Source organism: Pseudomonas amygdali (genome assembly GCF_002699855.1).
In the GTDB taxonomy this organism is placed as follows: Bacteria; Pseudomonadota; Gammaproteobacteria; order Pseudomonadales; family Pseudomonadaceae; genus Aquipseudomonas; species Aquipseudomonas amygdali.
In genome coordinates this window covers 18,671-30,711 of record NZ_LKBW01000293.1, presented here as the reverse complement: position 1 = coordinate 30,711, position 12,041 = coordinate 18,671, and the positions used below count along the sequence as shown (strand labels likewise).

The 12,041-nt window shown below is 58.4% G+C and carries 11 protein-coding genes; 1 reads left to right on the top strand and 10 read right to left on the bottom strand.

The features are described 5' to 3' along the window. Window positions 1-304 precede the first annotated feature (304 nt). Window positions 305-1,666, bottom strand: coding sequence for a methyl-accepting chemotaxis protein (locus AO277_RS29475; protein WP_080899253.1), 1,362 nt, complete (start codon window positions 1,664-1,666; stop codon window positions 305-307). 253 nt (window positions 1,667-1,919) lie between these two features. Here AO277_RS29475 and AO277_RS22600 point away from each other — a divergent pair, with 253 nt between their 5' ends. Then, a complete protein-coding gene (locus tag AO277_RS22600; RefSeq protein WP_044318830.1) occupies window positions 1,920-2,366 on the top strand; it encodes an NUDIX hydrolase in 447 nt (148 codons plus the stop codon). 4 nt (window positions 2,367-2,370) lie between these two features. Here the strand turns inward: AO277_RS22600 and AO277_RS22595 are convergent, their stop codons facing one another. Genes AO277_RS22595 through AO277_RS22555 form a run of 9 tightly spaced genes read right to left on the bottom strand, consistent with a single transcriptional unit; the run spans window position 2,371 to window position 12,018 of the window. Next, window positions 2,371-3,009 (bottom strand): RraA family protein, encoded by a 639-nt coding sequence (locus tag AO277_RS22595; protein ID WP_080899254.1) that lies wholly within the window; start codon window positions 3,007-3,009, stop codon window positions 2,371-2,373. Beyond that, complete coding sequence (locus AO277_RS22590) at window positions 3,006-3,785, bottom strand: IucA/IucC family C-terminal-domain containing protein (protein ID WP_005734291.1); 780 nt, start codon at window positions 3,783-3,785, stop codon at window positions 3,006-3,008. The genes AO277_RS22595 and AO277_RS22590 overlap by 4 nt, the downstream gene beginning before the upstream one ends. Beyond that, entirely contained in the window at window positions 3,782-4,573 is a 792-nt protein-coding gene (locus AO277_RS22585) for an ABC transporter ATP-binding protein (RefSeq protein ID WP_005734293.1), read from the bottom strand. Before AO277_RS22585 ends, AO277_RS22590 begins: the two co-directional genes overlap by 4 nt. 10 nt (window positions 4,574-4,583) lie before the next feature. Further along, complete coding sequence (locus AO277_RS22580) at window positions 4,584-5,615, bottom strand: FecCD family ABC transporter permease (protein WP_002553755.1); 1,032 nt, start codon at window positions 5,613-5,615, stop codon at window positions 4,584-4,586. Next, a complete protein-coding gene (locus tag AO277_RS22575) occupies window positions 5,608-6,597 on the bottom strand; it encodes a FecCD family ABC transporter permease (protein WP_044318828.1) in 990 nt (329 codons plus the stop codon). Before AO277_RS22575 ends, AO277_RS22580 begins: the two co-directional genes overlap by 8 nt. Further along, complete coding sequence (locus tag AO277_RS22570) at window positions 6,594-7,514, bottom strand: ABC transporter substrate-binding protein (protein WP_010214057.1); 921 nt, start codon at window positions 7,512-7,514, stop codon at window positions 6,594-6,596. The genes AO277_RS22575 and AO277_RS22570 overlap by 4 nt, the downstream gene beginning before the upstream one ends. After that, window positions 7,504-9,387: an IucA/IucC family protein gene (locus AO277_RS22565; RefSeq protein WP_044318827.1), complete on the bottom strand. Its 1,884-nt coding sequence runs from the start codon at window positions 9,385-9,387 to the stop codon at window positions 7,504-7,506. The genes AO277_RS22570 and AO277_RS22565 overlap by 11 nt, the downstream gene beginning before the upstream one ends. 4 nt (window positions 9,388-9,391) lie before the next feature. After that, a complete protein-coding gene (locus tag AO277_RS22560) occupies window positions 9,392-10,165 on the bottom strand; it encodes an HpcH/HpaI aldolase family protein (protein WP_002553751.1) in 774 nt (257 codons plus the stop codon). Continuing rightward, window positions 10,165-12,018, bottom strand: coding sequence for an IucA/IucC family protein (locus AO277_RS22555; protein WP_002553750.1), 1,854 nt, complete (start codon window positions 12,016-12,018; stop codon window positions 10,165-10,167). Before AO277_RS22555 ends, AO277_RS22560 begins: the two co-directional genes overlap by 1 nt. Between the last annotated feature and the right edge of the window lie 23 nt (window positions 12,019-12,041).

The window sequence follows — 12,041 nt, the reverse complement described above, 5'->3', positions numbered from 1 at the left end:
CCGAGTCTGCCCAGGTGGCATGACTCAAACAAAAGGGTCTCCGAGAAACCCGGGGCGGTTCAATGGCCACCAAAAAATAGAAAACAGATAAAACCACAACAGGGTGTAAAGGTATTTACGAACCATGTGCGGACTGCGAATGAATGACATGAACGCTACGCTCAAATGACGACAGGTGTACGACTGCAGGCAGTTCAGCGGTCGCCAGACTTCACACTAGCCGGCATTCGCTACGCCCTATTGACCCTTGCCAGGATGATGACCGGGAACACTACCGGGCTCGGTAGTGTTCCGCCGTTTGCAACTAACTCGAGCGCTGATCGACAAACCGACTGACGGCTCGAACTACTGTGTTGGCGCCTTGCTGGATTTCCTGGATGACACGATCTGCATCGTTAGCCAGCACCAGCGCCTCGGAAGCCTGCTCGGTACTGCGCACAATCACGCCCACGGCATCTGAAGCAAGGCTCTGATTGGTCTTCACGACGTTTACGATTTCTTCTGCCGCTTTGGTCGTGCGTGAGGCCAACTGGCGTACCTCATCGGCCACCACCGCGAACCCCCTGCCCTGTTCGCCCGCCCTCGCGGCTTCAATAGCTGCGTTCAGTGCGAGCAAATTGGTTTGCTCGGCGATTCCACTGATGGTTTTTATGATCGTTCCAATGACCTGACTTTGAGAGTCCAGTGCCTCGATGCCCCGCGTGGCCTCTTCCATCGAAATCGTCAGCTGGCCCAGCATCTGCAAGGTGTCCTTGATGACTTTTCGGCCTTGCTGGGCACTGCCGTCGGTATCGATAGATGTTTGATAGGCCATCTCCGACGCTTCAGCGACAGCTTTCTCACGCTCAACCTGTTCAGTAATCACCGTTGCAAACTTGGCGATTTTATAGAGCTTGCCATTGGCGTCGGTAATCGGGTTATAGGACGCTTCCAGCCATACATCACGACCGGACTTGTCGACGCGCCGGAAACGGTCAACGATAAATTCACCCCGACGCAGCCTTTCCCAAAACAGCGTGTAGGCGTCCGAGGCGAACTCTTCAGGTAAACAAAAAATCTTGTGATGTTTTCCCTTGATCTGATGCAACTCGTAGCCCATTGCCTTCAGAAAGTTGTCATTGGCTGCGATGACTATTCCATCGAGGGTGAAGTCGATAACGGCGGTTGACCGTTGCAGTGCGTTCACGAGGGCTTCGTTCTCGCGAGAGGCTTCGATGGTGCGTGTCAAAACGCTTGAGTACAGCGTGATCTGCTCCACACCGCCGGTTTCGTTTTTAAAGGGGACAACCACAGTTCTCAGCCACACCCTGGCCCCTGTTTTGCTGACCAGGCGCAACGTGCCGCTGAAATGTTTGCCATCCCGAATAGCAGCCAGAGCACGCTTCTGGTGAACATCAGCGCTCAGCTCTGGCGGGCTCAACTCAGAGAGACTGCGCCCGGCAATCTCGGCTTGTGCATAGCTCAGTTCTGTCTCGAACAAGGCATTGACTGACTGCACTTTGCCCGCCCCGTCCAGAACGGCGGCAACTGTCTCCAGATTCAGAATTTGCCCTGCTTGTTCAAGCATGGCGAGGCGGCGCTCCAATGCCTTATTGGTTTTTTTCAACTGAGAGTTAAACATTGTGGCTATCCGCGACAGTTTGGGCTTGCCACCTTCATCGGTCATCGAATCGAAATCTTTAGCGCGCTGGTCAACTAAACGTCGGAAAATCCTGATGTAAATTCCGAAATCTGATTAGGATCCAGATTGCCTGTCTGGTCGTACGATAACGGTTAATACATGACAATTAATTGTAAGTTTGCACGGAATTAAATTGCAAGGTGGCTGTCGGTCAGCTACTCACCTGAATAATGGCTGAACAACAACTTGATGACGTCTGTGTGTGACTCATGCAGAACGCTGGAAAGGAGATTTATTCATGTCAGAACCGCGCATTCGTGCCCTCGCTCTTTGCGTTTTTCACCACCAGGGAAAAATACTGGTCAACGAATTCCACGACGTCGTTGGAAAGCAAACGCTTTTTCGCCCTCTTGGCGGAGGCATAGAATTTGGCGAACGGAGTATCGATGCCGTGGTCCGGGAAGTGTATGAAGAACTGGGCTTTTCGATCAGCAACGTTCGGTTGATTGGCACGTTGGAGAGCATTTTTACCTACGCGGGCAAGCCAGGGCACGAGATCGTGCAGGTCTACGATGCAAGATTTGACGACGCAGAAATCTATAAGAAGCCCTGGCTGGATGCCCTTGAAAGCGACGGGGCAACTTTCAAGGCCGCGTGGCATTCTGGTTCCAGTTTTACCCGCGAATCTACGCTTGTACCTGAAGGGCTGTTTGATCTACTCAAGAATGCGTCTCTGCTGGATTAATGTGCTAACCGGCAGCAGGTGCTTCATCCCTGTCCAGTCGTCGCAAAAACTCCTCCCGTTTGTCATGGTCCGCTTGTTCCTTGGCCAGCAACCCAGGCAACAACTCACTCGCCTGCTGCGCACTCAGAATGAACACTCCGTCGTCATCGCCAATGGCAATGTCTCCCGGATTAACAACAACCCCACCGATATTAATCTGCCCATTGAGTTCGCCACATTCCCCCAGGCTTCGCGTGGTCACAGCACTGATACCTCGGCTGAATACCGGCAGACGATGTTCGCGTAAGGCGGCGACGTCGGTAACCGCGCCTGATATGACTACGCCGGCCAGGCCTTTGATGAGCGCGGCCAGGGTACGCAGCTCGCCCCAGCAGGCGCAATGATCGTCGCCGACGCACTCAATGACCAGCACGTCGCCAGGCAGGCTGTTAAGCAATGCATCGCGCAGGATGCTGCCGTCGGGCAGCTGTACTTTGACTGTAACCACGTTGCCGACCAGTCGCGCGCCGTCGAACAGCGGTCTGATCCCTTGCAGATAACCACTGTCAGTCAGGTGGCCGATGGCGGAGGCGGCAATGCCCCGGTATTGCTCTATCACGGCGTCACTGAGTTGTTGCTGACGGTGTGCAATGTGCTTGTTCATCGACATTTTTTTGGCCTCAATAACGGGCAGGTCGAGCAATACTCGACGGGGTTGCTGGCGTCGTAATAGAAGCAACAGGTGCGTCGAAAACGGATGCTTTTGCCCTCGGCTTCCAGCAAAACCGGTGGGCGGCGGAAGTGTTTCAGCGGGTTGTAGTTCAGGCCGAACAGTGCCGGGTCGGCCTGATTCAGCAGCCAGTCGAAATCTGCTTCATAGCGCTGTCGAATCGCCGGGTCTTCAACCTTTTCCATACGTTTGTCGTACAGCGAATAGACACGTACGGCGGTGTTTTCCCAAAGGATGCGCCGGGAAATGCCAGTGATACGGTTGAAGGTCTCCCACAGAGGCTGCAATAGGTCGCGGAACAAGGTGCCGACAATCACCTCCCGCCACGCCTCGCGAGTGCCCGGCTCATAACCCACAGGTGTTACGTCGTCCAAGGGCATTGAAGAGGTCCACAGGCCCTCCTCGTGTGCGTATTCAATCACGCTATTGTCCAGCGACAGGATCAAGCCCTTGTCGTAGACCGACATGGCGTAAAGGCAGGCACCGGTGCTCAGGAAAGAAAAGCGCTTGGCCAGCAGCGACGCGGTGATCGCCTGCGTCGGAGAGCCGATGACCGGCCCCAATGCTGCAAGCAATTGTTCGCACACCTCGTCGTCCAGCAATGCACGGGCTGGCAACGAGCGGGTATCGCGGTCAACTGCGTGTTTGAGGCGCAGCGCCCCGGACAGCAGCGCCCATTCAGGCTCGCTGAAAGCCTGTGCCAGGCTCATTGCGGCAGTTCCCGGCCAAAGGGAATGCACAGCGGCGTACCAAAGAACGGGTCGGCGATGATCCGGCAATTAAGGCCGAAGACCTGCTTGACCAGTGCTTCACTGAGGATGTCGGCCGGACGTCCCTGGGCAAAGGCGGTGCGCTCGTGGACGGCGACCATGTGATCGGCATAACGGCAAGCCAGGTTCAGATCATGCAGGACCATGACGATGGTTTTGCCTTCCTGGCGATTGAGGTCGCGTAACAAGTCCAGCACTTCGATCTGATGAGCCAGATCGAGAAAGGTCGTCGGCTCATCCAGCAATACGATGTCGGTATCCTGGGCCAGCGTCATGGCGATCCACGCGCGCTGACGCTGGCCGCCTGACAGCGCATCAACGGGCCGCTCGGCCAGTTCCTGCATACCGGTCTGCGCCAGCGCCCGTTCGACCATGGCTTCATCCTGAACGGACCACTGCTGCATCCAGTTCTGATAGGGATAACGGCCCAGTGCCACCAGCTGACGTACGCTGATGCCTTCCGGGGCGCTTGGCATTTGCGGCAGAATCGCCAGTTCGCGCGCGACCGTAGCAGTGGATTTCTGGTGGATATCGGCACCGTTGAGCACCACAGTGCCCTGCTGCGGCTTGAGCAGACGCGCCAGGGATTTGAGCAAGGTGCTTTTGCCGCAACCGTTACTGCCGATCAGAACGGTCACCTCGCCCGCGGGCAACTGCAGATCAAGGCTGTCGATGATCACCTGCCGCTGGTAACTCAGGGTCAGGTCGTGGGTTGCGATTGACGCCATCCGTAATTCCTTAATGCCGCTGGTTGATCAATAAATAGAGAAAAAACGGTGTGCCCAGCACCGCGACAAAAATCCCTGCAGGCAGGTCCAGTGGCAGGAACAGCGTGCGGCCAGCCAGATCGGCGAGCATTACCAGGTTGGAACCGATCAGCGCCGCCATCAGCGCCTGTCCGGTAAACCCCGGTGGCATCAGGCGTTTGGCAATGTGTGGTGCAATTAGGCCGACAAAGGCAATGGCCCCGCCCCACGCAACCGCCAGACCTGCAAGCGCAACACTCACCAGCAGCAGCCCGGCGCGCAGCCATTGCACACGCACACCGATGCCCTGAGCCAGATCATCATCGAGCTGCTGCATGCGCACCTGTCGGGCGAGCAGCACCAGCAGCGGCAAAGTCAGCGCCAGCCAGCCCGCCAGGGCGCGAGGCTCCGGCCAACTGGCACCATACACGCTCCCGGTCAGCCAGACATAAGCCGACAAGGTAGTGGTCAGCGGGCTGAACACCAGAACGAATGTCGTCACCGCTGCCAGCAGGGCCGACACCCCTACCCCGATCAACACCATGCGCAATGGTGAAGCGCCCTGATTCCACGCCAGCAGATAGATGACCAGTGCGGCAAGGCCTGCACCGCAAATCGCCGCCAAAGGCAGGAATTGCGCCCCCAATGCAGCCGAGAAAAATGACAGATACAACACTGCCGCCGCACTGGCACCGCTGGTGATACCCAACAGGTCCGGCGAAGCCAGCGGATTGCGGATGATGCTTTGCAGGATGAGCCCGGACACCGCAAGCGCCGCGCCGACGAGTGCTGCCAACACCAGTCGGGGCATGCGCAGTTGTTCGACGATGAAAACCAGACTTGCATCCGCCTGACCGGTAAAAACATTCAAAAGGGTCGCGGGCGACAGGTTGATTTTGCCCACAGCCAGCGAGCCCAGAGCGATCAGCAATGTCAGCGTTGCGCCGATCAACAGACGTATCAATGCAGTCAGGCTGAACTGCCTGGAAAAACCGCGGTAGCGCAGGGTCAGATGCCTATCCATAACGTGCCCCCCGGCGAACCAGCGCAATAAAGAACGGAGCGCCGAACAGTGCGGTCATCACGCCCACCGGCACTTCCTGAGGCACGATCACCACCCGCGCCAGCGTATCGGCCAGCAGCAACAGCGTTGCGCCCAGCAACGCGCAGCCGGGCAGCAGCCAGCGATGATCGATGGACAGTGTCTTGCGTACCATGTGCGGCACCAGCAGCCCGATGAAACCAATGCTCCCGGCCAACGCTACAGCACTGCCCGCCAGGACAATGATCACGATGCTCATCAGCAGGCGAATCAAGCCTGTACGCTGGCCCAATGCGGTTGCGATGGTTTCTCCGGCATTGAGCACGTTGACCTGCCCGGCCAGCACCAGTGACCCGGCCAGTGCCACAACCACGCATATCAGTAATGGCGCGGCGGTGGCCAGATCGCGTTCCGACAAGGAACCGGCCAGCCAGAACAATACGGTGTCCAGACCGTCCTGATTGACTACCAGTAACGCCTGACTGAACGCAGTAAACAGCGCGGTAATCGCCGCGCCGGCCAACACAATTCGCAATGGGTTGAGACTGCCCTGCCCGCGGTTGCCGATTATCCAGACAATATTCCCTGCTACCGCCGCGCCAATGAACGCGCACCACAGCCACTGGCTCATTGACGAAAGCGCAAACAACGACGAACAGGCAATGATCGAAAACGTCGCCCCGGCATTGATGCCGAACAGACCGGGCGAGGCCAGCGGGTTGCGCGTCAGTGCCTGCATCAGCGCGCCAGCAACCGCCAGACTGGAACCCACGGCGACGGCCATCAGGGTTCGCGTCAGGCGCGTATCGAGCAGCACATGCTCGATAGCGCTAAGCGCATCGGGCTGCCACACACTTCGGACAATCGCAGAGGGCGATATCCAGGTGGCTCCGGTTGCCAGGCTCAATCCCATGCACGCTATCAACACCAACAGTCCCAGACCCAGTTTTACCGCAGCGGTCATGAGGGACTGTCCGCCATGGCCACGCGAGCGATTTCATCGAGCATGCGGTTGGCACCCAGAATGCCACCGGACAGGCTCCAGGCAACGGCATCCACGCGCCATACCTGACCATCCTGCGCTGCGCGCAACTGTTGCCAGAACGGGTGTCGGACCAGCTTGTCGTAGTTTTGCTGCGCGGCTTTGCTGTCCGCGCGCTGAAAAATGAAAAACAGGTCGGCATCGACCACAGGCAAACTCTCTTTGCTGCTGAGTTTAAGGGAAACGCCCGTTGCTTCGCGGGCAGTGGGCGTCCAGGCGAAGCCCAGTTCGGTCAGCACCGAACCTGCAAAGCTGGCGGGCAGATAGCTGCGGATATGATCTTCACGAATGTCGAGCACCGATACGGTGATCGGCCAGCGCCCGGCGAATTTTTCCTGCAACTGACTGCGTAACGCCGTCACACGCTGTTGCCATTGGTCAAGCAGGTCCATGGCTTGCTGTTGACGCAGCATGGCAGCGCCCATCATCGCCAGCGTGCGCTTGAACTCGAACACCTCTTCCAGCATCAGCACGGGGCTGATCTGCTCGAGCAACGGCGCGATGCGTTGATGGCGAAAGCGTGATGCGACGATAAGATCGGGTTTGAGCAGCACGATATCTTCAAGGCTAGGCTGGGTTTCCAGGCCCACATGCGGTACCACCGCCAGCGCCGGGCGCAGGTAGCGGTACATCGGTTTTTCGCTCCAGGAATCCACCACGCCGCACGGCGTCACGCCCAGGGCCACGGCGCTGTCGGACGCCCCCTGAAACAAGGTGACGACTCTTGGTGGCGTTGCGCGCAATGGCTCTGCCCAGGCAATGCCGGGCAGCGCCAGTAACCCCAATGACAGGCGCAATACCGTGCGCCGCGAAGGATGCAAATGTTGGTCAGGTTGCACGGCGCAACCTGTGGAACGGGTTGACCACCTCGCCCTTGCCGAACGGCATGCTGCCCGGTCCGCCTGCGCGCTCGATCATGGGTGTAAGCAGGAGTTTTTGCGGCCAGTTGGGGGCTTCGAACAGTTGATGCCTGATCATGGCACGCGCCTCGTCGTCAAATTCGATGGTTGTAATGAGATTATCCAAAACATCGCGCAATACCGTCCACAGCGCTGTTAACGGTACCTCATACACCTGGGCCAGAGTATCCATGATTGCCCGCACGTTTACCTGAATGCCCAGTGTCTGCAGCCAGAACAACAGGTCTTCAGGACGGTCATGATAAAGCGTATTGGCATGGCCTTTCTTGATTCGATATTCCGGGTCGCGCATGCCGTTACGCTCAAGCCAGGGCACGAAAATACGCAACGAGTCGTGGTCGCGCAACAACAGCCCTTGTGCCTGACCGGCTTTCCAGACCATGACTGCGTTCTGGCCATGCACCTCGCCGAGCATGCCCAGGCGGAACATGCGCAGGTTGATGTCGAAGAAACTGTGGCTCAGCTCGCGGAACAGTGTCAGTACCGAAGCCTGATTGCGCGGCAGGTCGCGATAGTCCATCCACTCATCGAAGAAATGCCGATTGCTGCCTGGCAACGGTGTACCCAGCGCCGCCATCGGCAGCAGGCGACATTCCGGATCGTCGAGCAAAGCTGCCGGATAGCCTCGCACCATGGCCGAAAGATGCCGGGGGCCTTCGTCGAACAGAGTGGCCTGGGGTGGCATGAACGCCCACCATTTGCGTTCGTCGCACAGGTGCAGCGAGCGACTCAGGGTTTCATCCTTGTCGACAACCTGGCGCAACAGTTTTTCACTCAGCCCGCCGTTGATCATTTTCACCGCTGGCAGGTAGCGGGACGCGCCGAGCGAATAGATCGCCATGGGCAATTTGAGGTAATCGGGGCTGTCGAGGCACGGTGTCATCGAACGCAGCGATGAGGTGGCGTATACCGCGGCCTCGTTGAAGGCCAGACGTTGACAATCGCCCCTGGTGAAGGCATCGCCCAGTTGGACCAGCAGAACATGCTCGAATTGCCAAGGATGAACCGGCAGCGCAACGTGACTGTCGGCAATGCCGCGCTGTTGCAGTTCCTGCTCAAGGACAGCTTGCAGATTCTCTGGCAGCAGGTGGCGAGCAGGGAAAGACTCGTTCAAATCCCCTACTCCGTCACCGCATTGCAGCAAGGTTTTGTCGACGGCGACCCAGTTCAGCGCCACCGGCCGGGCAAACTCAGCCTGATACTGTTGGTATTCCTGCTCGTTCAAGCCTTGCTTGGCTTTGGCCAGTGGATGGTGTGGGCGATCACGTAGCGAAGCCCACTGTTCCATCGTCCTGAAGAACGTAGCGCCATCCTGTGCCATCAGGTTTTGCTCGTCGACTTTATGGTCCAGCGACAACGCGGTCTGCCAGACACTGATGCGCAACACCTCCAGAAACAGCGCTATGCCCTTTTCATTGTCCTGGCGCTCGCTGTCCTGAAGCAGGGTTGTTTTACCGGCGAATACCCATTTCATGAACTCTTCCGGGGACAACTGTGTCCAGCGCTCAGCCTGACGGCCCAGCACCGGCGTGCCGGGCACTTTCTCCCATTGTTGAGTAATGCCTGGGCGCAGCGCGGCGCTGATGAAGCGCTGCTCCGAGTCATCGCAGCACCATTCCCAGATTTGCTGTGTGCTGCTCTGCCCTTCAAGTTTTGGGGCGTGCGGGTGGCGCGCTTGCCAGTGAGCAGTGTCCTGCAGGCTCAATGGCTCGCGGCCAAAGAAATCTTCAGCCAGCAGGCAATCGACCAGATCCTGCATGACCAGGTCAGCGGCGAGTGAAGTGAAGTTCATCGGATTATTTTCCTTCTGCTGAATGTTGGGCCAGACGCGCCTGAAGTGCGCGAAAGGCAATGCCACGCTCATCGCCGAGGACGAAGGCATTGACGCCGCGAGCCTGCCAGCGGGCAGCGTCGCCGTCTTTACGGGGAATGGTGCAATAGGCGACGCCTGCTGCCTTGGTGGCTTGCCAGGTGGCCAGCAACGCTTGTTGTACATCGGGTTGATCGATCTGCCAGGGCATCCCGAGTGACTGCGACAGGTCTGCGGCCCCTTCCAGAATCATGTCCAGCCCCGGCACACGGGCAATCTCGGCGGCGCGGCGCACGCCTTCGGCGCTTTCGATCATCGCCACTACCATGATCTGTTGATTGGCGGCTTCAACGTACTGCGCCAGGCTGTGCTTGCCGAACGAGCCGGGACGACCGGCGTTGAGGCTGCGGCGGCCCAGCGGGTGGTACTTGCAGGCGGCAATGGCATCCGCCAGTTGCTCGGGGCTCTCGATCATCGGCAAAACGATGCCCTGCGCACCGCCATCAAGCAGGCGCAGCAGGGTTTTCGGGTTTAGATCGGCGACCCGCACCAATGGCGTGAGGGCGTAGCTCTCTGCAACACGGATCATGTTCTCCACGGTTTCCGGGTTGATCAGCACGTGTTCCATGTCGATGATCACGAAGTCGAAACCGGCCTCGGCGATCAACTCGATGGCGGCCGGGGCCGGGATCGAACTGATTAGCCCGTACACAGGCTGTCCGCTGCCAAGTCTGCTCTTGAGTGTATTGGTCCTCAGCATCATTGCGGCCTGTAGGTATGCAGCGGGTTAGGCACCGAGCGGAAGCGACGCTCACCGTCACCCAACAGGCGGCGCTTGGTCAGTTCTTCCACTTCATAGGATGGTGCGAAGACGTCAAACAGCTCGAAGCGCTCGCGATGCTGCGGGTGCGCACGCTGGTAGTCGAGAATGACGTCGGCGGTCATCTGCCAGAACAGCGCCTCATCCAGCTGGTATTGCTGGCGCAGGAAGATCGCCATTTCGGCCAGGCAGATGAAGAAGAAACAGTCGCAGGAGAAGTCGCGTACCGCATTCACGTCATCGGTAATGATGAACGAGTTACGGTTGAGTTTCGCGTGGCTGTCGGGCAGCGGGACCAGCTCCGGACACAGTTCAGGGCGGCCAAGATGTGCGGGTGAGTAACGCACACCGTCGTGGAAGTCCTTGAGGGCGATACGCTGCGGCCAGCCCTGCTTGACGATAAGCACGATGTTCTGACCGTGAGACTCCATGCCGATGCCCTCGGCGTAGAGCATATGGATGATCGGAGGCACCGTGACCTGCAGCAATTGGCGGGTCCACTCCTTGACGCCGTACTGGCGGATCCACGCATCGATGAACGGTGCCTGCTCACCATCGCCATAACGGTTTTCCACATGGCTCAGGCCATTGAACGGCACCGCCTGCTCATCGTCCTTGAGGTACTGATGCAGGCTTTCGCGCCATATTGCACCCAGCGTGCCGTAGGTCTGCGCCGAGCGCGCTTCCGGCAGGTGGCGATAGTCGTAACTGACACCGGCAACTTCGCCGAGAATCACAAAATTCAGCGCACGCGCAGTGCTGTCGGTGGCGATCAACTGGTGCAGCCAGTCGGTGATGATCGGACCGTTGAGCACCGTATGCCGCGCCAGAATGCGCGTGCTGGAGGTGTTGGTCATACTCATCGCCAGTTTGACGTAAGGTCGTTTGGGCTGGCTGGCATTGGCCAGTGTACGAATCGACTGCTGAGCCTTGTAGACGTCGGTCGAGGTGCCCAGGTAAATCAGCTCGCCGCTGGCCAGTTCCGGGTAGAAAGTCGACACCGTGACGTTGTCCCATTGCCACGGATGCACTGGCATCAGTTGATAATCGTCAATGGATTTGCCCTGCGCGGCCAGGTCCCGGGACATTTCCTGCCAGCGCTGTGTGCCCAGTTCCTGGCGGATAAACGCCTGGAAATCCATGTTGCGCGCATGACCGACCGACGCGCTCGATTTCGCCACTGCCAGCCAGACCACCCCGAACGGCGTAGCAAATTCGGGCCCGTAGTGACGGTTGTCAGCCAACGAAAAACCGATCCTTGACTTGTAGCACGGGTGGTAGCTGTGGGCGTCCATGAAGTGCTGTTCCAAAGCGTCAACGTCCAGCTCATGTGCCGGTTTTGCGGGCTGATAACCCTGACTGCGCGCTTGCAGGTCCTTGAGTTGGGTTTGCTCGATTTCCTGGATGAAGCGTGCCAGGTGCGGGCTGTCTTTGAACGGGCTGAGTAGCTCGCTCAACGCCAGATGCAAATCCGGCACGCTACGCTCCCCGGCGCTGTCCAAGCGTTCAAGGGTGGCGTGATCCAGGCGTATCAGCTCGAAGCTGGTACTCAGCAGGCCTTCGCAGTGGTACTCCACACCATCACTGACAGCGACAGTGAAACGATGCCGATGATCGTCCAGCGGCTCGCACCGATAAGGCAGTGCAGCCTCGTACAGCAAGGTTTGCAGCAATTGACCGATTACCCGGCGCTGTACTTGTTGGTAGCGCTCGGGGTTGATATCAGCCAGCCAGGCACCGGTGGCCGTTGAGGGTGAAACGGTGTTTCGTTTCAGCGGTAAAGGGGTAGCCATGTTCATACCTCGAACGAAAAATT